The sequence below is a fragment of the Caproiciproducens puteiluti genome (assembly GCF_052442865.1).
Taxonomy (GTDB): Bacteria; Bacillota; Clostridia; order Oscillospirales; family Acutalibacteraceae; genus Caproiciproducens.
This window is the reverse complement of the sequence record NZ_CP194790.1, coordinates 2,754,463-2,779,842: the sequence shown is the minus strand read 5'-3', so window position 1 is coordinate 2,779,842 and position 25,380 is coordinate 2,754,463. Positions and strand designations below refer to the sequence as shown.

21 protein-coding genes, 1 pseudogene and 1 riboswitch are annotated in these 25,380 nt (G+C 52.7%); of the genes and pseudogenes, 10 read left to right on the top strand and 12 right to left on the bottom strand.

The window, feature by feature from the left end; genetic code table 11:
* Positions 1-7 precede the first annotated feature (7 nt).
* Positions 8-105, top strand: a riboswitch (TPP riboswitch).
* A gap of 179 nt (positions 106-284) precedes the next feature.
* From thiD to ACRQU7_RS13475, 5 genes are read left to right on the top strand one after another with little or no spacing between them, the layout of a single operon-like run.
* Positions 285-1,088 (top strand): bifunctional hydroxymethylpyrimidine kinase/phosphomethylpyrimidine kinase, encoded by an 804-nt coding sequence (gene thiD / locus ACRQU7_RS13495; protein WP_444645599.1) that lies wholly within the window; start codon positions 285-287, stop codon positions 1,086-1,088.
* A complete protein-coding gene (gene thiC, locus ACRQU7_RS13490; protein WP_444641361.1) occupies positions 1,085-2,398 on the top strand; it encodes a phosphomethylpyrimidine synthase ThiC in 1,314 nt (437 codons plus the stop codon). Before thiD ends, thiC begins: the two co-directional genes overlap by 4 nt.
* Positions 2,399-2,430: 32 nt before the next feature.
* Positions 2,431-3,249 (top strand): hydroxyethylthiazole kinase, encoded by an 819-nt coding sequence (gene thiM, locus ACRQU7_RS13485; RefSeq protein WP_444641360.1) that lies wholly within the window; start codon positions 2,431-2,433, stop codon positions 3,247-3,249.
* On the top strand, positions 3,239-3,874 hold the full coding sequence (gene thiE / locus ACRQU7_RS13480; protein ID WP_444641359.1) for a thiamine phosphate synthase: 636 nt from the start codon (positions 3,239-3,241) through the stop codon (positions 3,872-3,874). Before thiM ends, thiE begins: the two co-directional genes overlap by 11 nt.
* On the top strand, positions 3,871-4,521 hold the full coding sequence (locus ACRQU7_RS13475; RefSeq protein WP_444641358.1) for an HAD family hydrolase: 651 nt from the start codon (positions 3,871-3,873) through the stop codon (positions 4,519-4,521). The genes thiE and ACRQU7_RS13475 overlap by 4 nt, the downstream gene beginning before the upstream one ends.
* Positions 4,522-4,550: 29 nt before the next feature.
* Here the strand turns inward: ACRQU7_RS13475 and ACRQU7_RS13470 are convergent, their stop codons facing one another.
* The 5 genes and pseudogenes from ACRQU7_RS13470 to ACRQU7_RS13450 form a co-directional block, all read right to left on the bottom strand.
* Positions 4,551-5,906: a GH1 family beta-glucosidase gene (locus tag ACRQU7_RS13470; protein WP_444641357.1), complete on the bottom strand. Its 1,356-nt coding sequence runs from the start codon at positions 5,904-5,906 to the stop codon at positions 4,551-4,553.
* 40 nt (positions 5,907-5,946) lie between these two features.
* Positions 5,947-6,807, bottom strand: a complete 861-nt coding sequence (locus tag ACRQU7_RS13465; protein ID WP_444641356.1) for a carbohydrate ABC transporter permease — start codon at positions 6,805-6,807, stop codon at positions 5,947-5,949.
* Positions 6,804-7,757 (bottom strand): carbohydrate ABC transporter permease, encoded by a 954-nt coding sequence (locus tag ACRQU7_RS13460; protein ID WP_444641355.1) that lies wholly within the window; start codon positions 7,755-7,757, stop codon positions 6,804-6,806. Before ACRQU7_RS13460 ends, ACRQU7_RS13465 begins: the two co-directional genes overlap by 4 nt.
* Positions 7,758-7,847: 90 nt before the next feature.
* Positions 7,848-9,295 (bottom strand): annotated as a pseudogene (locus ACRQU7_RS13455) (carbohydrate ABC transporter substrate-binding protein).
* Positions 9,296-9,369: 74 nt separating this feature from the next.
* Positions 9,370-10,398, bottom strand: a complete 1,029-nt coding sequence (locus ACRQU7_RS13450; RefSeq protein ID WP_444641354.1) for a LacI family DNA-binding transcriptional regulator — start codon at positions 10,396-10,398, stop codon at positions 9,370-9,372.
* 431 nt (positions 10,399-10,829) lie between these two features.
* On the opposite strand from ACRQU7_RS13450, the gene ACRQU7_RS13445 reads away from it, so the two are divergent.
* A complete protein-coding gene (locus ACRQU7_RS13445; protein ID WP_444641353.1) occupies positions 10,830-13,265 on the top strand; it encodes a GH36-type glycosyl hydrolase domain-containing protein in 2,436 nt (811 codons plus the stop codon).
* Positions 13,266-13,528: 263 nt separating this feature from the next.
* Here ACRQU7_RS13445 and ACRQU7_RS13440 read toward each other — a convergent pair whose 3' ends face one another.
* The 4 genes from ACRQU7_RS13440 to melA all read right to left on the bottom strand — a co-directional run bounded on the left by ACRQU7_RS13440 (position 13,529) and on the right by melA (position 18,009).
* Positions 13,529-14,362, bottom strand: a complete 834-nt coding sequence (locus tag ACRQU7_RS13440; RefSeq protein ID WP_038325199.1) for a carbohydrate ABC transporter permease — start codon at positions 14,360-14,362, stop codon at positions 13,529-13,531.
* A gap of 1 nt (position 14,363) precedes the next feature.
* Positions 14,364-15,239, bottom strand: coding sequence for a carbohydrate ABC transporter permease (locus tag ACRQU7_RS13435; protein WP_038325198.1), 876 nt, complete (start codon positions 15,237-15,239; stop codon positions 14,364-14,366).
* 70 nt (positions 15,240-15,309) lie between these two features.
* A complete protein-coding gene (locus ACRQU7_RS13430; protein ID WP_038325196.1) occupies positions 15,310-16,605 on the bottom strand; it encodes an extracellular solute-binding protein in 1,296 nt (431 codons plus the stop codon).
* Positions 16,606-16,677: 72 nt separating this feature from the next.
* Positions 16,678-18,009, bottom strand: coding sequence for an alpha-galactosidase (gene melA, locus ACRQU7_RS13425; RefSeq protein ID WP_444641352.1), 1,332 nt, complete (start codon positions 18,007-18,009; stop codon positions 16,678-16,680).
* Positions 18,010-18,461: 452 nt separating this feature from the next.
* On the opposite strand from melA, the gene ACRQU7_RS13420 reads away from it, so the two are divergent.
* From ACRQU7_RS13420 to ACRQU7_RS13405, 4 genes are all read left to right on the top strand, one after another.
* Positions 18,462-19,457 carry a substrate-binding domain-containing protein gene (locus ACRQU7_RS13420; protein ID WP_038325191.1) on the top strand — a complete coding sequence of 332 codons (996 nt, stop codon included), beginning with the start codon at positions 18,462-18,464 and terminating at the stop codon, positions 19,455-19,457.
* Between the two features lie 107 nt (positions 19,458-19,564).
* Positions 19,565-22,114, top strand: a complete 2,550-nt coding sequence (locus ACRQU7_RS13415; protein ID WP_444641351.1) for a PEP/pyruvate-binding domain-containing protein — start codon at positions 19,565-19,567, stop codon at positions 22,112-22,114.
* A gap of 195 nt (positions 22,115-22,309) precedes the next feature.
* Positions 22,310-22,795, top strand: coding sequence for a methylglyoxal synthase (locus ACRQU7_RS13410; protein WP_141825792.1), 486 nt, complete (start codon positions 22,310-22,312; stop codon positions 22,793-22,795).
* Between the two features lie 19 nt (positions 22,796-22,814).
* Complete coding sequence (locus tag ACRQU7_RS13405; RefSeq protein WP_038325186.1) at positions 22,815-23,045, top strand: PTS sugar transporter; 231 nt, start codon at positions 22,815-22,817, stop codon at positions 23,043-23,045.
* A 124-nt stretch (positions 23,046-23,169) separates the two neighbouring features.
* Here the strand turns inward: ACRQU7_RS13405 and ACRQU7_RS13400 are convergent, their stop codons facing one another.
* From ACRQU7_RS13400 to ACRQU7_RS13390, 3 genes are all read right to left on the bottom strand, one after another.
* Positions 23,170-23,532: a NifB/NifX family molybdenum-iron cluster-binding protein gene (locus tag ACRQU7_RS13400; protein WP_444641350.1), complete on the bottom strand. Its 363-nt coding sequence runs from the start codon at positions 23,530-23,532 to the stop codon at positions 23,170-23,172.
* Positions 23,533-23,702: 170 nt separating this feature from the next.
* The gene (locus ACRQU7_RS13395; RefSeq protein ID WP_444645597.1) at positions 23,703-24,179 is read right to left on the bottom strand and encodes a DUF134 domain-containing protein; all 477 of its coding nucleotides are present in this window, start codon (positions 24,177-24,179) and stop codon (positions 23,703-23,705) included.
* A gap of 130 nt (positions 24,180-24,309) precedes the next feature.
* A complete protein-coding gene (locus ACRQU7_RS13390) occupies positions 24,310-25,362 on the bottom strand; it encodes a CobW family GTP-binding protein (protein ID WP_444641349.1) in 1,053 nt (350 codons plus the stop codon).
* Positions 25,363-25,380: the final 18 nt, after the last annotated feature.

The window sequence follows — 25,380 nt, the reverse complement described above, 5'->3', positions numbered from 1 at the left end:
TATAATAAAATACAACTGGGGGAACTCATGGAGTTGAGAAGGTAAAACCTGACCCTTTGAACCTGTCGGCTAATACCGAAGTAGGGAACGTTGATTGATTCGCGTTCACCTGTTTGGGTGGACGCTTTTTTAATTGAATAGACGCGGGGGGACTCATCCGAGTTGAGAAGGTAAAACCTGACCCTTTGAACCTGTCAGTTAACGCTGTCGTAGGGAGCAAAATCCGATTTTTTATGCTCGCCTTGACGGTGGGCATTTTTTTATTTCAGAAGGAGGAGTTAGCCATTAAAAATTTACTGACCATTGCGGGTTCCGACTGCAGCGGCGGAGCCGGAATCCAGGCCGACCTGAAAACCTTTGCCGCGCACGGGGCCTTTGGCATGAGCGTCATTGTTTCGGTGGTGGCGGAAAACACCAGCCGCGTGATTTCCATTCAGGATATCCCGCCGCGGATTGTCGCCGACCAGATCGACGCCGTGTTTGAGGATATCGCGGTGGACGGGGTAAAAATCGGGATGCTTTCCGGCGCGGAGCAGATGAAGACGGTCGCCGAAAGGCTGCGTTTTTACCGGCCCGGCGGCGTGGTGCTGGACCCGGTGATGGTCGCGAAGGGCGGCCGCGCCCTGATGCACCCGGACGCGCTGGAAACGCTGAAAGCCGAAATGCTGCCGCAGGCTTTTCTGCTCACGCCCAATATCCCGGAGGCGGAAGCAATCACCGGCCTGGAAATCCGCGCCGTCGGGGATATGGAAAAAGCCGCGGCTGTTCTAAGGAACATGGGCCCCCGGTATGTGCTGGTCAAGGGCGGGCATCTGGAGGGCGACGCGGTGGATATTTTGTTTGACGGAGAAGAAATCCGTGCGTTTCGGACAGAGAGGATTCCCACAAAAAATACCCACGGTACGGGCTGTACCCTTTCCTCCGCCATTGCGGCAAACCTTGCGAACGGAATGGAGGTTTCCGAGGCCGTCGGCGCCGCGAAAGAATACGTTACCACAGCCATCCGGCACGCGCTGCAGATCGGCAAAGGCCACGGCCCGACCAATCATTTTTACAATTTGTATAAAAATGGAGGATTATTACAATGAGAACATATCAGACGCAGATGGAAGCGGCTAAAAAAGGCATTGTCACCAAAGAGATGACCGTGGTGGCGGAAAAAGAATCCATGGAGCCCGAAGAGCTACGGGAGCTGGTAGCGTCCGGGCAGGTCGCCATTCCGGCCAATATTCACCATACGGCCCTGTCTCCGGAGGGAATCGGCGCGGGACTGAAAACAAAAATCAACGTCAATCTGGGGATTTCGGGCGACTGCAAAAATTACGATGTGGAAATGCAGAAGGTGGACATGGCGCTCCGCTTCGGCGCGGAAGCGATCATGGACCTGAGCAATTACGGCAAAACCAATACCTTCCGGCAGGAGCTGATTGCAAAATCCCCCGCGATGATCGGCACGGTGCCCATGTACGATGCGATCGGGTATCTGGAAAAGGATTTGCTGGAAATCTCCGCAAAGGATTTTCTGAAGGTGGTGGAGGCGCACGCGAAAGAAGGCGTGGATTTCATGACGATTCACGCGGGCATCAACCGTCGCGCGGTGGAGGGCTTCCGCAGGGAGGGCCGCACCATGAACATTGTCTCCCGGGGCGGGTCTCTGCTTTTTGCGTGGATGGAGATGACGGGCAATGAAAACCCGTTTTACGAGTACTATGATGAAGTGCTGGAAATCCTGCGCGAATACGATGTGACTATCAGTCTTGGCGACGCGCTTCGTCCCGGCTGTCTGGACGACAGCACCGACGCCGGGCAGATCGGGGAACTGGTCGAGCTGGGAAACCTGACCAGACGCGCGTGGGAAAAGGACGTGCAGGTCATGGTGGAAGGTCCGGGCCACATGGCCATGAATGAGATCGCGGCCAATATGACGCTGCAGAAGCGGCTTTGTCACAACGCGCCGTTCTATGTGCTGGGACCTCTGGTTACCGATATCGCTCCCGGCTACGACCACATCACTTCCGCCATCGGCGGAGCGATTGCGGCAGCCAGCGGCGCGGACTTCCTGTGCTACGTCACCCCGGCGGAACACCTTCGCCTGCCGGATCTGAACGATGTCAAGGAGGGAATCATCGCCAGCATAATTGCCGCGCACGCGGCGGATATCGCAAAAGGCGTTCCCCATGCGCGCGACCTCGACAATCAGATGGCGGACGCGCGCCACAGGATGGACTGGGACGAAATGTTCCGGGTCGCCATAGACGGGGAAAAAGCAAGGGACTACTTTGAAAGTACCCCTCCCGCCGACCGCCACACCTGCTCTATGTGCGGAAAAATGTGCGCCGTCCGTACGACCAACCTGATTCTGGAAGGCAAAAAAGTAGAATTCTGCTCTGAAAAATAAAAGAAACAATAAAATATCCGGAGGATGAAACAATGAATCAGATCACCAAAGAAGTATCAAACGCAATCCGCGTCCTGAGGGAAAAGGTTCCGCTGGTACATAATATCACCAACTATGTGACGGTCAACGACTGTGCAAACGCGCTGCTTGCCATCGGCGCTTCGCCCATCATGGCGGACGACATTGCGGAAGCGGCCGATATTTCCGGGATTTCTTCCGCTCTGGTGCTGAACATCGGCACACTGAACCAGCGCACCGTCGCTTCCATGCTTGCGGCGGGGAAAAGGGCAAACGAACTCGGGATTCCCGTTGTGTTTGACCCGGTCGGCGCGGGCGCGTCCAAACTGCGCAACGACGCGACCAGAGAAATTCTGGAGCAGGTCAGTCTTACGGTCCTGCGCGGGAATATTTCCGAAGTCTCCTTTGTCGCGGGGCTGGCCGCTTCGACAAAAGGGGTGGATGCCTCCGAGGCCGACGGCGGCAACGACGCGGTTACCGTTGCAAAAGCCGTTGCGGAAAAGCTGGGCTGTACGGCCGCCGTTACCGGTGCGGTCGACGTGATTGCCGACGGGAAAAGAGTTGCCCAAATACGCAACGGACATCCCATGCTCAGCAGGGTGACCGGTACCGGCTGCATGACCTCCTCGCTGGTCGGCGCCTACGCGGGCGCGCTGCGGGACGGCTTTACGGCGGCGGTCGCCGGAATCGCTTCCATGGGAATCGCGGGAGAGCTTGCGTACGAAGCGGCGGGGCAGACCGGCACCGGCAGCTTTCATATCGCGATTATCGACGCGCTGAGCCGCCTGAATCCTGTTTTATTGGAAGAGAGGGCGAAGCTGGATGAAATCTGAAATCGATTATTCCCTGTACCTCTGTACGGACAGGGAACTGATGAGCACCGCTGCAGTGGAGGAATCGGTGGAACAGGCGATTCAGGGGGGCTGTACGGTCATCCAGCTGAGGGAAAAGAATATTTCTTCCCGCCTGTTTTACGACACGGCCCTTGCGGTGAAAAGGGTAACGGAACATTACGGCGTCCCTCTGCTTATCAACGACCGGCTGGACATTGCTCTTGCAGTCAATGCGGACGGCGTGCACGTGGGGCAGAGCGATTTGCCCTGCGGCGTGCTGCGCCGTATTTTGGGGGAAGAAAAAATTATCGGGGTATCCGCGTCCACACTGGAAGAAGCCGTTCAGGCCGAGAAGGACGGCGCGGATTATCTCGGCGTAGGCGCCATGTACGCGACCGGGACGAAAACGGACGCCGAAATCGTCTCTATGGAAGAATTACACGCTATCCGCAGGGCGGTTCAAATCCCGATTGTCGTCATCGGGGGAATCAACCGGGAAACCGCCCCCGCATTCTGTAAGATCGGTATCGACGGCCTGGCGGTGGTTTCCGCGGTGATCGCACAGCCCGACATCCGCGAAGCCGCCCGCGGGCTTTTACAGATTTTTCAGGGAGGGAATCCATGAAGGAATTGAAAGGCGCGATTTTTGACCTTGACGGCACTTTGCTGGAGTCCATGGGAATCTGGGCGCAGATCGATCAGCGGTTCCTTGCGAAACGGGGAATCCCTCTGCCGGACGACTATGTCGAAAAGGTTACACCCATGAACTACCGCGACGCGGCGGCGTATACCATCGCGCGGTTTTCCCTGCCGGAAACGGCACAGGAGGTCATCCGTGACTGGATGGAAATGTCCGAACAGGCCTACCGCTTTGAAATCGCACTGAAGCCCCGGGCCGGGGAATTCCTCCGGAAGTTAAAAAGCCGTGGAGTCAGGCTGGCGGTCGCAACCGCGCAGGCCCCGGAGCTGTACGAACCGGCACTGAAAAACAACGGCGTTTTTGACCTGTTCGACGCTTTTGCCCATCTGGGCGAGGTGGAGAGGGGGAAGGGCTTCCCCGATATCTATTTTCTGGCGGCGCAGCGGCTCGGCCTTTCCGCACGGGACTGCGTGGTGTTTGAGGATATTTCGGCGGGAATCCGGGGAGCAAAGGCGGGCGGCTTCCGGACCTGCGGGGTTTACGATCCGTATTCGGACTATGAAAAAGAGACCATCCTCCGGGAAGCGGATGAGTACATTGATTCGTTTGCGGAACTGCTGGAACCGGACTGAATGGATACGAACAAAACGGAGAGAGGCTTTCAAAGCCTCTCTCCGTTTTGTTCAATCGTTTTTTGGTACCAGTAAGCGCTGTCCTTCGGGATTCGCTCTTGTGTTTCGTAATCGACATAGATGATGCCGAAGCGTTCGTGATAACCGGAATCCCATTCAAAATTATCCATCAGGGACCAGACGAAGTAACCTGCGACATCAATACCCTCATTTACCGCCATCCTTAAATAACGGAGATAGCGGCGCAGATAATCGATCCGGTTCGGGTCGTGTACCCGCCCGTCCAGTGAGATGGCGTCGTGAGCGGACATCCCGTTTTCGCTGATAATGATTTTTTTACGGTATTCTCCATACAGAAATTTACTGCACCAGTACATGCATTCCGGGGTCACGGGCCAGTTCATGGCCGTTTTTGTCATCCCCACGGGGAACGGCACCGGTTCCCAGCCGCCCTTCGCCGCCCGGACGCGGGCGGCGTGGTAAATATTCTGCCCGTAAAAATCGATTGGCTGATGGATGAGCTCCATGTCCCCCGCGCTGATTTCGGGCAGAACATCGGAAAATTTCTGCAGGAAGTCTTTGGGGTACTCCCCCTTCAGAATCGGGTCGCTCCAGAGGGAGACGCTGAAAAGAGCGTCAAGATAGTCGCCGGGGACCTCGAAGGTAGCGCGCCGCGCGGCTTCGGCGTCCTCGGTCCGGTCGGTCTGCGGAACGAAAATCCGCCCGCACTGCGCCAGCCCCACACTGACAGGACCGCCGTATTCCCTCAGCGCGCGGACAGCTCTTCCGTGCGCCAGCAGAACGTGGTGGACCGCCAGAAAATTATCCGCGGCGGAAAGCTTCAGGCCGGGCGCGTGCGTGCCGCGGCCGTAGCCCAGTCCGATAAAGCACTGCGGTTCATTGATGGTGAAATAATGCCGGATTTTGCCTTTAAACCGTCTCGCAATGGTTTCGGCATACTGTTCGAACCACAGCGGGCTTTGTGGGTTCAGCCAGCCGCCCTGCTTCTGCAGGACGGCCGGATAATCCCAATGAAAAAGAGTGGCATAGGGTGTAATCTGATTTTGCAGGAGTTCTTCTACAAGGTCTTCATAGAAACGCATGCCCGCTTCGTTTACTTCCCCTGTTCCGTCCGGCAGAATGCGGGGCCAGGAGAAGGAGAAGCGGTAAGCGCGGATACCCAGCTGCTTCATCATGGCGATATCTTCCCGGAAGCGGTGATAATGGTCGCAGGCGTCGTCGCCTGTCTGACCCTCAAAAACAGCGCCCGGAACACGGCAGAACTCATCCCAGACAGAGTCGCTTTTGCCCCCTTCCCGCGGGGCTCCCTCAATCTGGTAGGAGGCGGTTGCGGCGCCCCAGATGAAATTTTCAGGAAATCCCATTTGCTTCATCCCCAGCTCAGTTTATTTTGCGGCGGACCGGTTATCCCTTTACGCCGCCCAGCGCAACGCCGCGCACAATATATTTGGAGAGAATCAGGTAAATAATGATGACCGGAATGATCGCGATCGTGACCATCATGTAGACCTGCCCCATGTCGAATTTGAGGAAATCCGCGCTGCGCAGCTGCGCAATCAGGATGGGCAGAGTCTTTTTGTCGGCTTTGTCAATCAGCAGGGCGGGGATAAAGAAGTTATTCCACGCGGTCACAAAGGTGAAAATCGCCTGTACGGCCATCGCCGGCTTCATGATCGGCAGCACGATGGTGTTAAAAGTGTGGAACTCGCCGCTGCCGTCAATGCGCGCGGCTTCCACGATTTCCATCGGCATATTGCTGTCGAGATACTGTTTCATAAAGAAAAATACAGTGGGGGAAGCAATGGAGGGCAAAAACAGCGGAATCAGGGAATTGCGCAGCCCCATCGCCTGCATCTGATTGACGAAGCCCACCGCCGAAATCTGCGTCGGCATCATCATAATCAGCAAAATAACCGTGAAAGCGGCTTTTTTAAATCTGAAATCGTAAGCGTAAATCCCATAGGCGGTCAGCGCCGAGAAATAGGACGCCAGAAGCGCCGTCAGCGCGGAGACGACAAGGCTGTTATAAATACCGCTCAGCACGGGGATGTTCGCGTTTTTCAGAAGATTTTTCAGGTTTACGACAAAGGATTTCCCCGGAAGAAACGAGAACCCCTGCTGAATCTGATAGGTGTTCCGGGAAGAGTTAATCAGCAGCATGTAAAAGAAAAACAGGCACAAAAAGCAAAGAACAGCCAAAACAAGATAGCAGGCGCCCCGTGTGACGGAAAGTCCGGCTTTGCCGGATTTAGAACGGTTATTCATCCATGGACACCCCTTTTCTTTTTGTTTCCGGCAGCGCCGTCCTTGTTTGTCATCATGAAATAGATCAGGAAGCAGAGCACCGCGCAGATCAGGAAAAGCACGGCGGAAACCGCTCCGGCCATCCCGTAATTTTTGCTGTACATATGATTATTCAGGTACATAATCATCGTGGTCGCGCTGCGGTCCGGATTGCCGGAACCGTTGGTCAGAATCTGGGGCACATCGAACATCTGCAGGCCGCCGATGAGCGAAGTGACCAGGACATACGCCATAATGGGACGGATCAGCGGAATGGTGATCCGCCAGAACATCTGGTTGGAGGAGGCGCCGTCGATTTCGGCCGCCTCGTAAAGTCCGGGGTCGACGCCCATAATCGCCGCCATCAGCAGAATCGTGGTATTACCGAACCACATCAGAAAATTCATGAAGCTGATCAGGCCGCGAGTGCCGGCTATGCTGGCCAAAAATCGGAAGGGCTGGCTGAAAATTCCGAGGGATACCAAGCTTCCGTTGACGGGGCCGTTATCGCTGAACAGTGCGAAAAACAGCATGGCAAAAGCGGAAGCCATGATCAGATTCGGCATATAGATCACGGTTTTAAAGAACCCCTGCCCGCGCAGGTTCAGGCGCAGGTTGGTGAACCAGGCTGCCAGAAGCAGGGAGATAATAATCTGGGGAATAAAGCCGATAAGCCAGATCAGGAGGGTGTTTCCCAGATAATTCGGCAGGTCCGCCTGAAACAATTTGACATAATTCGCCATGCCCGTAAAGGTCGGCCCAATGATTTTCAGCCCCTGGCGGTAATATTGAAAGAAGCTGTAATAAATGGTGGAGCACAGAGGAATCAATGAAAAGACAATAAATACGATAAAAAATGGAGAGATAAAAAGATAACCCCATTTCGCGTAGCGGCTGCGCTTCCTCTTTTTCGGCGTACTCTCAGCGTTCATGAAGTCGAAGCCCCCTTTCCCTAATAAAGCCGCACGGCCGCGGTCCGGGGAAACCCCCTTTGGCAGCCGTGCGTCCGGCTTAAAAAATCTTTATGATGGCCATTTTATTTCTGTGATTTCAGGATATTTCTCCTTGACTGTCTTTTCGAAGTTTGCCTTTGCTTTTCAAGGTCGACCGTGCCGTCGAAATAATCCTTAAAGCATTTCTGCATGCTTTCGTTCATTCCCTGGTCGTAGGGACCGGCGTTGCTCATGTCGATCTTCGGCGCCACTTCGGCAAAGAGCTTAATGTGGTTCTGTCCGCCGAGGAATGCGGATTTGAAGTCGCTGTTCGCGATTTCTTCCATGGCCGCTTTGTTATTGGTATAATCCTGTGTGTCGGTTGTGATCTTCTTCATGATCGTGCTGTCGCTGGTGAGGGACTTCATGACATTCTTGATCGTGCCGATGTTGTCGCTTCCCTTGGCGCCGCAGATCCAGGTGCCGCCCCAGTAGTAGCTTTCAGGGCCCTGGCAGACGGCATAGTCGCCGTAAACGCCGTTGCCGACTTCTTCCTTGCCGCCTTCCGCGACCGGTGTTTTCAGGGAGTTGCCCAGCAGGGTAAAGTTAATACCCCAGGTGGAGTAGAAGAATCCGAGTACTTTTCCGCTCGGGCCCTGGTCGGCCTGCCACTTGTCATCCCAGAGGGAGGTCTTGTTGTTATAGCCCTTTTGTGCATATTCTTTCGTCTGTTTTACCCAATTCATCAGGTTGGCGTCAACCGTGGCCGTCGTGTCCGTTACCCACGGTGCGGATACGTTGTTGGAGAAGGTGCGGTAGCTGTCGTCATAGCCGGAAAGCATCTTGTAGCCTTTGGCGCTGGCCTGCGCCGCTACGCTGTTGAACTTATCCCAGTCGGAGAGAGATTCCTGTACCTTTGCGGGGTCGTCCGTGCCCAGCACTGCTTTGGCGATGGAACGGCGGTAAGCGAACAGACCGGGGGTCGCCTGCCAGGTGGTGCCTTTCAGGGCGCCGCTTTTGTCGGTGACGATATCCTGTGTGTACTGGTATTGGTTGGACAGGTCGCTGTCCGTCAGCCCTATGTCTTTCTTTACATCCAATGTGTATTCACTGTCGACGTACTTTAATGCGTAATCGGCTTCCACCAGGAAAATATCGATTTTGTCGTCGGCAGCGGCGCTTTCCTGAGAAAGCAGCGCCTGATCCAGTTTGTTCTGATAGTTGTTGTTGTCGTTCGGATTGATGGTCCATTTGACGACGGTGCCGTCGTTTAAGGTAGTGGTGGATTTGTCGCCGGCCACTTCCTTTACTTCCGGATAATAATCGTTGAACCTGCTTTGGAACTCATCGTTCCAGCACCAAATGTTGAGCGTTTTTCCTTCCGCTGCCGGAGCTTCGCTGTTTGCGGCTTCCTGGCTTGCGGCGGGAGCTGCCGACGACGCGGCCGGCCCGCTCTGGCAGCCGGAAGCGGTTGCCATGACGCCTGTCATCATCGCGAGAGCCAGAAGCGTTGCGGTGATTTTTCTTGCCTTTTTCATGTTTACGAAATCCTCCTTTAATCTGGCGGACAATCCGCTAAAATTTATCAGCATGGCAGTTACTCTGCCAAAACTTACTCGATGGAGGGGGCCACCCTTCCTACGGACTGGCCTTCTATCAGCTGGCCCATCACCGTAACGTTCTCCGTTATGGTGGTAAGGGGATTCTCTATTTGGCCGATCAGCCTGCGCGCGGCTTCGCGGCCGAGCATTTTCGTGTCCTGTTTCAGCGTGGTGAGCCGCGGCTTGATTACCTGGGAAAGGGAGATTCCGTCATATCCCGCAATGGAAATATCCTCCGGAATCCTCAGCCCCGCGGCCTCAATCGCCTCAATGCCCCCGAGCGCAGCGTAATCGTCGGGCATGACGATGCAGGTCGGGCGGTTCGGCAGGCTCAAAAGCTGTCTGACGCTGTGCCGGGTGGCGGCAGTGTCGTGGTAGGCTGCGCGTGCAAGATATTCCTGGGGAGTCTCGATCCCCAAATCCATCAGCGACTTGCAGAAGCTGGTCAGACGCTGTTCGGTGACCGCCGATCTTTCGCCGTGTACATAGGCGATTCTCCGGTGGCCCATGTCATATATGTACTGTACAAGCTCGTGCATCCCCCGTACATTCGCCGAGTTGATGCTTGTGTGGTTGTTGAACACGTGGTCGATGGTCACGACGGGAATACTGCTGCTTACCAGCTCGATGACCTCCGGTTTCTGGAAGTCGATACAGGCGATGCACACGCCGTCGAAATTGCGGTATCTGCAGTGCTCCAGAAAAGTCATCGGCCGGTTTCCAATGTTGATATTGTGATTGATAAAGGTGATGTCGTAGCCGTGCTTTTCCGCTTCCACCTTAAAGCTGTCCAAAACGGCGGCAAAATAATCGTGCGTCAGTCCGCTTTGGGCGTCGTCCACAAACAGCACTCCTAAATTATGGGTACGGTTCGTTTTCAGGGCCCTTGCGTTGGAATTTGGGAAGTAGCCGAACTGCTCTGCGGTTTCCAGAACGCGCTGGCGGGTTTCCTTGCTGATGTCGCTGTAGCTGTTCAGCGCTTTGCTGACCGTTGAAACGGACAATCCGCATTTCAACGCAATATCTTTTATGTTTGCCATATGACTTTCTCCTGTCTGAGAAATTTTCTAAATCGTTTTCGTAAGTTATTATAATCCATAATAAACAGTTTTTCAATAGTCATTTAAATTTTAATATTAAATTTTTAAAAAAATTTCATTTTATAATATATTTTAGGAGAAAACGGGCTTATATTTTTCTAACAATAATATTATATACGAAAATGTTTTCGTAAAAATCGAAATTTTTAAAAAAAATATGAGAATTTCTGTGATTTGGCTCTTTTTTACTGTTTTGGTTTAAAATTGTATGATCTATCGATTGATATTCGTATAATATGCTGAATATTAAAAAACACTTGATTTTATCTGTGATACCTATTACTATAAAGAAAATGGATTTCGTGTTTTGTGAAATTACTAAATCGTTTTCGTAATTTGTAGTCAAACAAAGCATTGGGAGGAACTTGCCTATGAAATTCGGATATTTTGACGACGTCCGCAGGGAGTATGTCATTACCCGGCCGGACACCCCCTATCCCTGGATCAACTATCTTGGAAATGAAGACTTTTTTTCACTGATTTCAAACACATCGGGGGGATATTGTTTTTATAAAGACGCACGCATGCTCCGCCTTACGCGGTACCGGTATAATAATGTTCCCACGGATGCGGGAGGGCGCTACTTTTATATAAATGACGAAGGCACTGTATGGAATCCGGGTTGGGCGCCGACGAAAACGCCGCTGGACTCTTACGGATGCCGCCACGGGCTGGGATACAGCATTTTCGATTCCAGCAAAAACGGCCTGCAGGCGACGCAGACCGTTTTTGTCCCGATCTGCGCGGACTGCGAAGTAACCCGCCTGACTATGAAGAACACCTCCTCAGAGCCAAAGAGCTTTCAGGTGTTCTCTTTTGTTGAATTCTGCCTTTGGAACGCGTACGACGACATGACGAACTTCCAGCGCAATTTCAATATTGGGGAAGTGGAAGTGACCGGCAGGGCGATCTATCACAAATCGGAATACCGCGAGCGGCGCAACCATTACGCGGTGTTCGGCGTGAACACTGCGATCGACGGTTTCGACACGGACCGGGAATCCTTTTTAGGGGCCTACAACGGCTTTGACAGGCCGGACGCGGTGCTTGCGGGGAAATCCCGCAACTCCGTCGCAAGCGGTTGGGCACCCGTCGGCTCCCACTGCGTCCGTATGACCCTTGCCCCCGGAGAGGAAAAAAGTCTGATTTACGTTCTGGGCTACTGTGAAAACCCGGAAGATCAGAAATGGGAATCGCCGAATGTTGTCAATAAAGCGCCGGCAAAAAAGCTGCTGGACGCCTTTTCCACAGACGCGCAGGTGGACTCCGCGCTGTCCCGTATCAAAGAGTACTGGGACGGCCTGCTTTCCAATTTCCGCCTTGACAGCCGGGACGAAAAGCTGAACCGCATGGTGAATATCTGGAACCAGTACCAGTGCATGGTGACGTTCAACATGTCGCGCTCCGCCTCCTATTTTGAATCCGGGATCGGAAGGGGAATGGGCTTCCGGGATTCCACGCAGGACCTTCTCGGCTTTGTGCATCTGATTCCCACCCGGGCAAGGGCCCGTATTCTGGATATTGCCGCCACACAGATGGAGGACGGAAGCGCCTACCATCAGTACCAGCCGCTGACCAAACGCGGCAATCTTGAAGTTGGCAGCGGGTTTAACGACGATTCCCTGTGGCTGATTTTCGGGGTGATCGCGTATCTGAAGGAGACGGGGGACTGGCCGGTTCTGCAGGAGCAGGTTCCCTTCAATAATGCGGAGGGCACGGAGGTTCCCCTGCTGGAGCATTTGAAACGGTCGTTTGACCATGTGCTGAACAACCTTGGGCCGCACGGGCTTCCGCTGATCGGCCGCGCCGACTGGAACGACTGCCTTAACCTGAACTGCTTTTCCAAAACGCCCGGGGAATCCTTCCAGACCTGCGCGAATTTTGAAAGCGGGATCGCGGAATCGGTGTTTATCGCGGGGCTGTTTGTTTCGGTCGGCCCGGCGTATGCTGAAATTCTGAGCCGGTCGGGGTATGCGCAGGAAGCGGAGCGCGCGCTTCGCGAAGTAAACAATATGACCGACGCCATCCTCAAGGACGGTTGGGACGGCGAATGGTTCCTGCGCGCCTACGACGCCTTCGGGGACAAAGTCGGCAGCCGGGAATGCGACGAAGGCAAGCTGTTTATCGAACCGCAGGGCTTCTGCGTCATGGCCGGAGTCGGCGTAAAGGAAGGCTTGGCGCAGCGCGCGCTGGATTCCGTGCACCGGCATCTCGATACGGAATTCGGTTTGGTTCTGAATTGGCCGTCCTATACCTCTTACCGGCTGAATCTGGGTGAAATATCCTCCTATCCTCCGGGATATAAGGAAAACGGCGGCATTTTCTGTCACAACAATCCCTGGGTTTCCATTGCGGAAACCGTTCTCGGCCGCGGCGATCTGGCGTTTTCCGTTTACAAAAAAACCTGCCCCGCCTATACGGAGCAGATCAGTGAAGTACACCGCACCGAGCCCTATGTTTACGCACAGATGATCGCGGGGCGCGACGCGCCGCGGCACGGCGAAGCGAAAAATTCCTGGCTGACCGGTACGGCGGCCTGGAGCTTTTACGATGTCTCCCAGTTCATTCTCGGTATCCGGCCCCAGTTCGACGGACTGGAAATCGATCCGTGTATTCCCGAAGATTTCGGCAGCTTTACGGTGGAACGCAAATTCCGCGGCTCCACGTACCGGATCGAAATCGACAATGCGGCGGGGAAGAGCAAAGGCGTAAAAAGCATGACGCTTGACGGCGAACCGGTACAGGGCAACGTCCTTCCGGTGTGCGGCGACGGGCAAAAGCATGTCGTCCGCGTGTGCATGGGCTGACATTTTCTTCAAGCGGGCAATATAGTCAATTAACTTCAAAACCATCCAGTCTTTGCGGTCTATTTTCCGTGCTGTTGCGTTATCCTCCTCGTCAGGCGACAGCCTGACTTCGTCGTCTGCCTTACAGCACGAAAAATGTCCTCGCAAATCCTTAGCCATTTTTAAAGTTAATCGACTATACAGAAATTCTTCATTGCGGCATAGGAATATAAAAACAGGCGGATCGCCCGGAAAACGGGTCGATCCGCCTGTGTCTGTTTTTTTTATTTCATGCCCGAAATCGTAACGCCCTTGATGAACTGCTTCTGGAAGCAGAGCAGAAGGATGGTCACCGGGAGCATAATCAGCGCGGAGGCCGCCATGACGGCGCTGATATCGGTGGAATGTGCGTCGGAGAAATAGGTCAGTGCCAGAGGAAGCGTCATGCTCTTCAGTGTGGAGAGCATAATCAGAGGGTTCAGGTAATCGTTCCAGATATCCAGGAAGGTGAAAATCGCCAGAGCCGCAACGCAGGGCCGCAGCTGCGGCAGGATGATGCTGGCGTAGATGCGGAAATCTCCTGCGCCGTCCAGCTTCGCGGCTTCGCAAAGACTGTCCGGAATTTCGTCGCAGAACTGCCGGCAAAGGTAAATGCCGAACCCGGATACGATCGCCGGAATGATCAGCGCCTGCAGGCTGTTGTACAGACCGACCTGATTGATAATCAGGAAGCGGGGGATCATGGTGATCTGACTGGGAACCATCATAGTACTCAGCACCAGCCAGAAAAGAAAGTTTTTCCCCTTGAAGCGGTATTTGGAAAACACATAGCCGGTGATCGTGCTTGTAAAGATGACCGCCGCCGTGACGGTCACGGACACGATCACGCTGTTTTTGAACCAGCTGAAGAACGGTGATTTTGTCAGAACGGTGATGTAACCGGAAAGCGTCCATTTGATCGGCATGACTTTTCCGGGGTTGTACAGAACCTCACGGGTGCTCTTGAACGAGGTGAGCATCATCCAGATGTAGGGCGCAATAATGAGCAGGGCGAAAACCATCAGGATGACGGCGATCACAACATACAGCTTGTAGTATTTTCTGGAATTGCTTGCCATCTTAATACCCCCATTCCACGCGGTTGAGCCGCTGCTGAATGATTGTGACGATCATAATGAGAACGAAGAGAACGACCGCGATTGCGGACGCGTACCCCATATCCTTGGTCTGGAAAGCGGTTTTGTAAATGTAATAGGTAAGAACGTTTCCCGAGTTTTCCGGACCGCCCAGCTTGGCAAGAACCTGGAACTGCGCGAACATCTGGAAGTGGGAGATAATCGTCATGGCCACGACGAAGCTGACGGTTCTTCCCAGAAGCGGCAGGGTGATATAGAAGAACTTTTTCACCATGCCCGCGCCGTCGATTTCGGCCGCCTCATAGAAATCCGTGGGGATTCCGTCCATCCCGGCGGAAAACAGGATGATGTTGTAGCCGATATCGGCCCAAAGCGTGAAAATAATGATGGCGGGCATCACGTAGCTTGCGGTTCCCAGCCAGTTTACCGGGGAAATCCCAAAGAAGGTTTTGAGCATATTGTTGATCAGGCCGTACTTGGTGGCATAGAGCCCGCCCCATACCACGCTGGAGGCGATCAGCGGCGCCACGCAGGGCATGAAGAAAATCACCCGGAAAAAGCTCCGGAATTTCGGCCACGGCAGCATACTGATCAGCTGCGCGAGCACGAGGGTGAGGAATATATTCAGAGTAACGGTAATGCCGACAAATATAAGCGTGTTTGCTGTGGATTTCAGGAAGATTTTATCCGACATCAGCTTACCGAAGTTTTCAAATCCAATAAAATGGTTGATGGCTCTGAGCGGGTTGTAATCAAAAAAGGAAATCGCAAGGCCGCCTACAATGGGAAGTACGAAGAAGACTGCCAGCAAAATAAAAATCGGGAGCAGCACAAGGTAGACAAAACGGTTGTTTTTCACGGGTCGATCCTCCTTAGAGAGACGGCGGGCTCTCTCCTTTGTCAAAAGCCCGCCGTATTTTCATGTGCAGTTATTTTTCCGCGTTCATTGTGCTGTCAAGTTTTTCAAGCGCTTCAGCCACAGGGGTCTTGTTGTTCACGATATCGATAAAGGTGTTTTTTACATTTTCCTTCAGCTTATCCGTGTTGAAATAACCGATGAACTTGCCGCCGTCCAGAATGTTTACCAGCGGCTCAAGATAAGGCATCGCTTTCAGCAGCTCCGGATTGTGGGCCGCGGTTTTGGATGCGGGCACCATGCCGCAGGCAATGTTGTAATCCAGCACTCTGTCGGGATCGGTCCAGAATTCAACGAACTTCCATGCCGCTTCCTGATTTTTAGAGGAAGCGTTGACCGCCAGCCCCCAGCCGGTTTCCGCCGCGAACAGCTTCTGCGAGCCGTAGAACGGCATTGCAACGTACTCGAAATCCTTGCCGTATTCCAGACCGTCAACATGGATGCCTTCCGAGACCGTCCACGGTCCGCGGGGAACCATCAGCTCCTCGTCGCTGGTGAAAAGCTTCTGATAGGGCTCCGTGTCGCTGGCGTTGGTCAGGCCGTCGAGGTTCGTGATCTTATCAACGGCAACGTAGTCCACCAGCTTCTGCATGGTTTCGACGCCGACGGGATTGTTAAAGTTGAACTTGTCGCCCTCCATGTATTTGCCGCCGGAGGAAAGAATCATGGACAGCCAGGTGTAGGGAAGCGTATCCCATCCAACGAAATCCAGTCCGCGAAGGTGATACACCGCGCCGTCGGAGGAGGAATTCTTCTTGGCGATGTTGATCATATCGTCCCATGTGGTGGGGTACTGAATGCCCAGTTCCTTGAATTTCGGGGTGTTGACCAGCAGCCCGCCGTATTCGATGTTGAACTCCAGCGGAACACCGTAGTACTTTCCGTTGTAGCCGAAGGACCCGATTACAGGCTCGTAGCTGTCCGCCTTGACCTTCTCCATGTATGTATCCGGTACAGGAGAGAAAGCGCCGGTCTTGGCGTAATCGATCGCCCAGCCGCCCCACAGCTGATAAACATCCGCCCCGCCTTCCTTGCTCAGCAGGGAGGTCTGCGTTTTGGATTCAAACTCGTCATAGGGAAAAGATTCGCGTACCACTTTAATGTCGGGATTCGCCGCTTCAAAATCCGCGATCATTTTGTCCTGAGCGGGGTTCCAGTTTTCGTCGATATGGGACCACAGGGTAATCGTGGTGGTGGCGCCCGATTTGCCTGCGGCCGAGGAATCGGAGTTTGCAGCGGGTGCACCGCACCCGGTCAGCAGGGAAGCTGCCAGAGCGACGGCAAGTACACAAGATGTAAACTTTTTCATTTCAATCCTCCATTGTTTGAATTTTATTGTATCTTACCTGCTGCGGAGCAGGGTGAGCCAAAATAAATCGATTTAAATGGCGAGCGATTTGAAATAGGTCAGGTATTCTTTGTTTTTATCCAGCATTTCCTGGACCATCTGTCTGGTTTCCGCCATGGAGAGCACGGCGGAGGTAAGGGGATCGAACAGAACCGCCTGGAAAATTTTCCACGGGTCCCCTTCGATCGCGCCGTCGATCGCCAGCTCCTCGCAGCGGGAAGAGGTGTTGACTAGAATCGCGAGGCCGTCGGGCAGGTTACCGACGTGGAAGGGGCGGATTCCCGCGCGGGAGGCCAGAACGGGTACTTCTACACAGGCTCCGGCAGGAAGATTGTCGACAAGGCCGAAATTCCTGAGGTTGCCGTTAAACTCGAACGGAGTGTGATCGCCGAAAACGGCGTTGAAAATATTGGAAGCGTATTCGTCGCCCCTGCTGAGATCGAACTCTTCCTCTTCCAGCATCTTCTGGAATTCGCTTTCCCAGGAGCATTCCCTTTTCAGATACTCATCCAATATGTAGGCGTGGGCGCCCGGGTTCCAGCCCGTGCCGTGCGTGCAGTATTTTTCAATTAAATCCGGACGTTTGCGGAACCAGGCGTTGTACTCGGAATTGTGTCCGGACGACTCCGTCGGGTAATAGCCCAGATTGAGGAACATTTCGGACCTGACCGGTTCTTCCGCCGTGACCTCCGGCTTTTCCAGCACCGCTTTTTTCAGCAGCGGCAGCGCGTCCTGTCCCTTCCAGTCCATTTTCAGGTAAAACGCCTGATGATTGATACCGGCACAGGTGTAGGTCAGTTCCTCCGGCTTCGCGCCGATAAAGCCGGCAAGCATTTCCGCGGTACCCTGTACGCTGTGGCACAGGCCGGTCACGTTTACCTTGGTCTGGCGCTGCAGGTATCCGCACAGAAGCGCCATGGGGTTTGTATAATTCAGAACGATTGCGTCCGGGCACAGAGCTTCCACGTCGCGGATGATCTCCAGCATAACGGGCGCGGTCCTTAAAAACCGGAAAATACCGGACGGTCCTCTCGTATCGCCGACACAGATATCGACCCCGTATTTTGCGGGGATTTCAATATCGTGGCGCCACACGTCGACCCCGCCCTGCAGAATGGTAATCAGAACGCCGTCCGCCCCCTTCAGGGCCTCGCGGCGGTCCAAAGTCGCCGTTACCTTTGCGGGGTAGCCGCCCTTTTTAATTATTTTTTCCACTGCCTTCCTAGAATAGGAAAGCCTTTTGGAATCGATATCCATCAACGCGATTTCACAGTCCCGAAAATCGTCAAAGGTAAGGATATCACGAACCAGGTCTCTTGTAAATTCCAGGGATCCCGAACCGATGAAAGCAAATTTTTTTGACATATTACATACTCCTATCCGCGGTTGTAAATGAATCGATTAGTGAAACAATAATTTGTTTTCTTAACAACCTGAAAGTATTGTAGCATTGAAAAATCAATTTGTAAATCATATTTGTCAAAAATATCTTATTGAAATGTATTTTTGTGATTAATTTTAATAAATATATCTTAGCTCTGTGAAATATCACAAGAATTTTTCTGAAAATTTGCGGTAATATTTTAGGAAAATAAATTATAATTTTAGTAAACAATGCTCAAGGGCTATGATTTTTAGATTCGCCTGCTTTTAATTTGTCCTCATTCGGCCGCCAATATTGCAAAATAATCCTTCCTTTGGGAAAATTGCAGAAGGATAACTTTCCTTTTTCGGCTTTTTTACTTTGGATTGACATTTTATTGGCGAATGTTTATAATTTGTTTGGCAAACAACTGCGCATTGATAGGAGGAACACGATGTCGACAATCAGGGATGTGGCAAAATATGCGGATGTGTCCATTGCCACGGTATCGCGAATTTTGTCCGGGGACGCGAATTATAAGGCGACCGAAAAGACGCGCAAAAGAGTAAAGGACGCCGCCGTCGCTCTCAATTATTCTTATAAACGGCGGATGCCGAAGGTGCAGGCTAAAAATATCTGCTGTATTTTGTCCATGACTGCGGAAAAATACGCAGACCCGTATTTTTCCTCCATTTTATCGGCGCTGGAAAGCAGGCTGCTGGAGCATAACTGCATCATTACCACAGTGCGCAACTACAGCGAGCTGAGCGATCCCCAGAAGCTGGATCTCACCTTCGGGCGGGATTTGGACGGGCTGGTCATCATGGACGACCTTCCCGAGGACGCCTTCCGCTACGTCTGCAGCCGTGTCAGGTATGTGGTGGGCTGCGACACGGCGTACGGCAATCTGGATAATATCGGCTTCGATTTGTTCAATGCGTCGGTTCAGGCTGTCCGCCATCTGATCGACCGGGGGTACCGCAAAATAGCCTATGTCGGCGGCGCCAATTTGAAGGATTTCCGCAGCGACAAGCGGCAGATCGCCATCCGTTCCACGCTGGAGCTTGCCGGGCTGGAGTACCGTCCGGAGTGGATGCTCGACTGCAAATGGGACATCGGCGTTTGCCTGAATGATGTCCGCGGGCTTTTATCGCTGCCTGCGGAAGACCGCCCCGACGCCATCTTTGTCGGAAACGATACGCTGGCGTCCGCCGTGCTTCCCCTGATTAAGGAAATGGGACTTACCGTTCCGCAGGACGTCGCGGTGATCGGTTTCAACAACGACTCCATATCCTCCTATACTTTCCCCGGCCTTACGACGATTTCCGTACCTGTTCAGGAGATGGGGAAAACGACGGCGGATGTTTTGTACAGCCGCATCTGCGGAGATACCGGCATGGTCCGGAACATTGTGTTTCCAACGGAGCTGGTGATTCGGTCCTCCACCTGAATGCGATCATGACATAATAAAAACGGTGCCGCAGAAATGCGGCGCCGTTTGTGTTATAATAAGAAAAAATTGTTTTTGGAAAAGAATCGGCAAAACGGAGGTGCAGCATGAACATACATGAACGGGTAAGCACCGGGCTGGGCGGCTTTGACCGGGTGATCGACAGCCTCAGGCTTGGGGACAACGTGGTCTGGCAGGTGGATACTGCGGCCGATTATCGGAAAATGGCGGAACCGTTTGTCGCACAGGCGAAGCGGGATCACAGAAGACTGATCTACGTCCGTTTTGCCGGACACGAACCGATTCTGCAGGACAGCCCGGATATCAGGCTCTATCGGATTGAGGCGAAGAAAGGCTTTGAAAGCTTTGTCGCGGAAGTATACAGTCTGGTGAAGCGGGAGGGCAGAAAAGCCTTCTATGTCTTTGACTGTCTGACCGATTTGCTGGAATACTGGCATTCCGACCTGATGATTGAAAATTTCTTTAAAGTGACCTGCCCGTTCCTGTACGAGCTGGACACGGTCGCCTATTTCGCGATCATGCGCAATATCCACACCTACGGCACCATCGCCGGAATCCGTGAGACGACGCAGCTTCTGCTCGACCTGTATCAGGTCGGCGGCAAATTCTATATTCATCCGCTCAAGGTGCTCAAGCGCTATTCCCCCACCATGTTTTTTCCCCATCTGATTCAGGAGGGGGAGGCGGTCTCCATCACGTCCAGCGCGGACGCCGCCGAGCTTTTTTCCGGAATCAGCCGCGGGGAAGAGCGGCTTGACTACTGGGACGTGATCTTCAACCGGGCGAAAGAGGCCGTCCACCTTGCCCCGGAACGGCAGGAAGAGGTCAAAAGGGACCTGATGTCCATGCTGATCGGGGAAAAGTCCAGAATGTTTGAACTGTGCGACCGCTATTTTACCCTGAACGATATCCTGATGATCTATGCCCGTGAGGTCGGGACAGGGTTCGTCGGCGGCAAAAGCGTCGGCATGCTGCTCGCCCGGAAAATACTGGAGAAGGACGGCGGAAGCCGGTTCACTCCCTTTCTGGAGCCCCACGACTCCTATTACCTCGGTTCCGATCTTTTTTATACCTATCTTGTTCAAAACGGCCTGTGGAAGCTGCGGATGAAGCAGAAAACGGAAGGCGGCTATTTCAAATACGCCCCTGAATTGAAGGAAAGGCTTCTGCACGGCAGATTTTCGGAAACGATTCAGGAGCAGTTCCTCCAGATGCTGGAGCATTTCGGCCAGTCTCCCATTATCGTGCGTTCCAGCTCCCTGCTGGAGGACAATTTCGGCAATGCGTTCGCCGGAAAGTACGACAGTATCTTCTGCGTGAATCAGGGCACCCCCGAGGAACGCTACGAAGCCTTTGAACGGGCGATCCGCACGGTTTACGCCAGCACGATGAACGAAGACGCGCTTTCCTACCGGATCAGCAGGGGGCTTTCCGAAAAGGATGAGCAGATGGCCATTCTGGTCCAGCGCGTTTCCGGGGATTACCATGGGGAGAACTTTTTCCCGCATCTTGCCGGTGTAGGGAACTCCTCCAATCTTTATGTCTGGGATAAAAGCGTCGACATGGAGGCCGGCATGCTCCGTCTGGTGTTCGGGCTCGGTACCCGGGCGGTGGACAGAACGGTCGGCGACTATGTCAAGATCGTCTGTCTGGACGACCCTCTGCGCACCCCGCCGACGGATTACGACGATCAGCAGAAATTTTCCCAGCACTTTGTCGATGTCCTTTCTCTTCCGGAAAACGCTTTGACCGGCAAGGGACTGGAAGAAATTTTGTCGTATGACATCCATACGGACAGGGAGCTGTTCGCCGGACAGGACTTCCGGGCGGCCGCGCGGCTGCGCGAGCTGGGGTACAGCGACAAAAAAATACCGCATATCCTCCACTTTGAAAAGCTGCTCAAAACGACGGAGTTTCCCCGCTTCATGAAAGACCTGCTGGCGCTTCTGTCGAACGTATACAGCTATCCTGTGGATGTTGAATTTACGGCAAATTTCAGGAACGACCGGTTCTTTAAAGTAAACCTTCTGCAATGCCGTCCGCTGCAGACGCGGGGTCTGGGAAATTCCGTGGAAATTCCCGCACTCACGGATGAACACGACTGTTTTTTCGCTTCCGAGGGGAATTTCATGGGCGGGAACGTGCATTTGCCCATTGATTATGTCGTTTATGTACACGCGCCCGCGTATCTGAATCTGAGTGAACAGAATAAATATATGGTCGCGCGGCAGATTGGCATGATCAATACCGCATTGAAGGGAAAAAACGTCCTGTTGATGGGCCCCGGACGATGGGGGACGACAACGCCGTCTTTGGGCGTCCCTGTGCATTTTTCAGAGCTCTGCAACATGGCGGCGATCTGTGAGGTTGCGTCGCCCGCGGAAGGACTGATGCCGGAGCTGTCCTATGGCAGCCACTTTTTTCAGGACCTTGTCGAAACGGGGATTTTTTATGTGGCGATTTTTAACGGCCAAAAAAATGTGATTTTTCATCCGGAACGGATTTTGGAAAAGGAAAATATCCTTTCGTCCATTCTGCCCCAGAGCGGCCAGTTTGACGATGCCGTCCGGATTGTACGGACGGACGGGATGGAAATCTTTTCAGATATCCTCACACAGCGCCTTTTGTGCAGGTGATTCCGGAGAGGTCTGCGGATTTCAGCACCGCTCCGGAGCATTCGGATTCCCTTGAACTCCCTGTGGTCATCTGCTATAATATGGTAGATCGCCGAATGATTATCGGGATTTGATCCGGAGACTTTATAAACAATAGAAAAATCATTTTAGGATACGCGAAGAGCCGATGGAAACAATAAGACAGGAGAATGATTTATGGATAATGAGTTTATTACCTTTACAATCGGAAAACAGAAAAAAATCGCTCTGATTGCCCATGACGGAAAAAAACAGGAACTGATTGAGTGGTGCGCGAAAAATCAGGATGTTCTGAAAAACCATTTTTTGTGCGGTACCGGAACGACGGCAAGAATGGTGACCGACCGGACAGGCCTTCCCGTAAAGGGCTATAACAGCGGTCCGCTTGGCGGCGACCAGCAGATCGGCGCTAAAATCGTGGAGGGAAATATCGATTTTGTGATCTTCTTTTCCGATCCTCTGGAAGCACAGCCGCATGATCCCGACGTAAAGGCATTGCTGAGAATCGCCCAGGTGTACGATATTCCGATAGCAAATAATAAGGCGACCGCCGATTTCATGATTAATTCCAGCCTGATGAATCAGGAATACGAGCATCAGGTCATCAATTTCCGGCAGAAGGTAATCGACAGGGCCAATAACCAAGGAAAATCCATTCAGTAAGGAGATAGGAAATCAGATTATGATGACTGTGAAAATACTTTTGGACAGCATTGAGAAGGTAAAAAAATTCACTTCCAGCATCAGCAATGAGGAAGTGGACTTTGAAATTATTGAAGGAATGCATATTGTGGACGCCAAATCGATTATGGGGATTTTCAGCATCGATTTGTCCAAGCCTCTTCAGCTGAACATTCATTCCGACGATCAGAAAATTCTGAATAAAATTAAGGATTTTATTATTGAGAAATAAAAAGACGGCATGAATATTCATACGGAAGCTACTTTCAGCCGTTTCCGTCAGAAAGCATCTGGAAATAAGCAGTACCCGAAAAGGCGATTCGGCCTTTTCGGGTACTGTTCTTTTTCGGTCGGCGTTATTCTCCGCACTCATCCGCGTGCTGATGCTCGTGGCAAACCGAACCGGAAGACTTCAGTGTGCCGTTCAAATAGCTGCCGACTGCGGCTTCGGTCTCACCGGTCACTCCGGTAAAGATTTCGATCCCTTTCTCTTTAAAAATCTCCGCCGCTCCGTCGCCCATACTGCCGGAAATGACGACCTTTACTCCGCGGTCGTTCAGGAAATTCGGCAGAAAACCGGGTTTGTGACCGGGATTCGGAACAAATTCCCTGTCCATGATCTGCCGGTTTTCCGTTTCAAAGAGTGCAAATCCCTCACAATGGCCGAAGTGCCCCGTTACCAGCCTGCCTTTGTCGTCGCTTGCAACTGCAATTTTCATTTTCCGTTCCTCCTGATTTTTTGTAATCTGTAACATTGCGATGCCCGAATTTTGATCTTATGCCCATAATTATAATGCGATAATGGGCATATGTCAATATCTGCTGATGAAATCGCACAAAAGAAGGCCAAAGGGAATTTCCTTTGGCCTTTCTGTATATCGATCGTGTTTTATTCGTTGTTTTCGCCGAACCGGCAGCAGTTTCTGCGACAGAATTTGCCTTTGCAGTTTTTGCCGCAGCTTACTTCCTTTGACCCACAGGAAGGGCAGGCGTAATCGCCGTTCCCAATCGGAGCAAGGCTTTCAAAGCTTTCCGTCCACTCTTTGCCGCAGCTCCGGCACTTTACCGGGCAGATATTGCGCGTGAAGTTTCCGCCCTCCACATGGATGGTTTTTCCGTTAATCAGGCTGTCCGCGATCTTTTCCCTTGCGGAAAGCAGGATACGCTGAAAAGTCGGGCGGGATACTTCCATCCTTTCGGCGCATTCGCCCTGCTCCAGCCCTTCCAGGTCTTTCAGGCGTACGGCTTCCAGCTCCTCCAGCTTGAGGATGTTTTCCGGGACTTCCGCGGCCTCTTTTTCGGAGGGGACAAAATAGGGGATAGCAGGGATATTTTCAATTTTTCTCCACTTGGTTGGTCTTGCCAAAACGATCAGCTCCCTTTCGGGCAAATTCCCCGACTTGCCTGACAACATGCCCGGTTTCTCCACCAGTTTACAGTCAAGGGGGCCGGATGTCAATATCCCGCAGAAATCGGGCCCGGCAAGGAAAAGGCCGTCAGACGCCGAAAAGCTCCGCCAGCGCCGGGCGGTTGAGACCTACCCCGATCACGCACAGGCGGCCCGTATAGTCGGGGGCGATTGGACGAAGCTCGAACTCCTCCGGGACGAAATCGAACTGTGTCCAGTCTTTTTCATCCATGGGCACAATCCCCTTTGCGCGCAGAACCGTGCCGTATTTTTCGGAATCGGAGAGCATTTTCAGCATATCCCTGATTTCTTTTTCGGAGAAGGTGCGCGGCGTTTCCACACCCCAGTTCTCAAACACATCATCGGCGTGGTGATGTCCTTCGCAATGATGATCGTGCACATGTCCCTCCCCGTGGTGGTCATGCTCATGCGCTTCGCAATGGTGGTCGTGCACATGTCCTTCCTCGTGGTGGTCATGCTCATGTCCTTCACAGTGATCTCCGTGCTTGTGCGGAGTTTCCTGCTCAATCAGCGGAACGGCGCCTTCCTGTTCCGCCGCGGTGATGATGGTCTCCGCGGAAAGCTCCTCCCACGGGGTCGTCATGATCTTGGCGGAAGGATTGCGGGCTTTGATATCCTTCACCACTTCCGAAAGCTTTTCCGCTTCGACTTTCTGAGTCCGGCTCAGAATGACTGTTTTTGCGCATTCGATTTGATTGCTGAAGAATTCTGAAAAGTTTTTGATATACATTTTGTATTTTATGGGATCAACAATTACTGCTTGTATATTAATTTCGCTCTCCGACTGGGCGATGACCTTTCTGCAGGCCTCTGTAATGTCGGAAAGCTTGCCCACGCCGGAGGGCTCAATGATGACCCTGTCCGGGTGGTATTTTTTCAATACATCTTTTAAAGCGGCGTCGAAGTTCCCCAAAAGGGTGCAGCAAATACAGCCGGCGTTGATCTCTCTGATCTGGATTCCCGTGTTTTTCAGGATTCCTCCGTCGATCCCGATCTCTCCGAATTCATTTTCAATAATGACCACTTTTTCCGAGGACAGCTTCTCGTTCAGCAGTTTTTTAATCAGGGTCGTCTTTCCGGAACCCAGAAAGCCCGAAATAATATCGATTTTTGTGCTCATTGAGTTTCCTCACTTTCC

What these genes read in the sequence shown, in the direction of transcription:
- thiC (WP_444641361.1), top strand. Translation starts at nt 1,085, where the DNA reads ATGAGAACATATCAGACGCAGATGGAAGCGGCTAAAAAAGGCATTGTC.
- thiM (WP_444641360.1), top strand. Translation starts at nt 2,431, where the DNA reads ATGAATCAGATCACCAAAGAAGTATCAAACGCAATCCGCGTCCTGAGG.
- thiE (WP_444641359.1), top strand. Translation starts at nt 3,239, where the DNA reads ATGAAATCTGAAATCGATTATTCCCTGTACCTCTGTACGGACAGGGAA.
- ACRQU7_RS13475 (WP_444641358.1), top strand. Translation starts at nt 3,871, where the DNA reads ATGAAGGAATTGAAAGGCGCGATTTTTGACCTTGACGGCACTTTGCTG.
- ACRQU7_RS13470 (WP_444641357.1), bottom strand. Translation starts at nt 5,906, where the DNA reads ATGGGATTTCCTGAAAATTTCATCTGGGGCGCCGCAACCGCCTCCTAC.
- ACRQU7_RS13465 (WP_444641356.1), bottom strand. Translation starts at nt 6,807, where the DNA reads ATGAATAACCGTTCTAAATCCGGCAAAGCCGGACTTTCCGTCACACGG.
- ACRQU7_RS13460 (WP_444641355.1), bottom strand. Translation starts at nt 7,757, where the DNA reads ATGAACGCTGAGAGTACGCCGAAAAAGAGGAAGCGCAGCCGCTACGCG.
- ACRQU7_RS13450 (WP_444641354.1), bottom strand. Translation starts at nt 10,398, where the DNA reads ATGGCAAACATAAAAGATATTGCGTTGAAATGCGGATTGTCCGTTTCA.
- ACRQU7_RS13445 (WP_444641353.1), top strand. Translation starts at nt 10,830, where the DNA reads ATGAAATTCGGATATTTTGACGACGTCCGCAGGGAGTATGTCATTACC.
- ACRQU7_RS13440 (WP_038325199.1), bottom strand. Translation starts at nt 14,362, where the DNA reads ATGGCAAGCAATTCCAGAAAATACTACAAGCTGTATGTTGTGATCGCC.
- ACRQU7_RS13430 (WP_038325196.1), bottom strand. Translation starts at nt 16,605, where the DNA reads ATGAAAAAGTTTACATCTTGTGTACTTGCCGTCGCTCTGGCAGCTTCC.
- melA (WP_444641352.1), bottom strand. Translation starts at nt 18,009, where the DNA reads ATGTCAAAAAAATTTGCTTTCATCGGTTCGGGATCCCTGGAATTTACA.
- ACRQU7_RS13420 (WP_038325191.1), top strand. Translation starts at nt 18,462, where the DNA reads ATGTCGACAATCAGGGATGTGGCAAAATATGCGGATGTGTCCATTGCC.
- ACRQU7_RS13415 (WP_444641351.1), top strand. Translation starts at nt 19,565, where the DNA reads ATGAACATACATGAACGGGTAAGCACCGGGCTGGGCGGCTTTGACCGG.
- ACRQU7_RS13410 (WP_141825792.1), top strand. Translation starts at nt 22,310, where the DNA reads ATGGATAATGAGTTTATTACCTTTACAATCGGAAAACAGAAAAAAATC.
- ACRQU7_RS13405 (WP_038325186.1), top strand. Translation starts at nt 22,815, where the DNA reads ATGATGACTGTGAAAATACTTTTGGACAGCATTGAGAAGGTAAAAAAA.
- ACRQU7_RS13400 (WP_444641350.1), bottom strand. Translation starts at nt 23,532, where the DNA reads ATGAAAATTGCAGTTGCAAGCGACGACAAAGGCAGGCTGGTAACGGGG.
- ACRQU7_RS13390 (WP_444641349.1), bottom strand. Translation starts at nt 25,362, where the DNA reads ATGAGCACAAAAATCGATATTATTTCGGGCTTTCTGGGTTCCGGAAAG.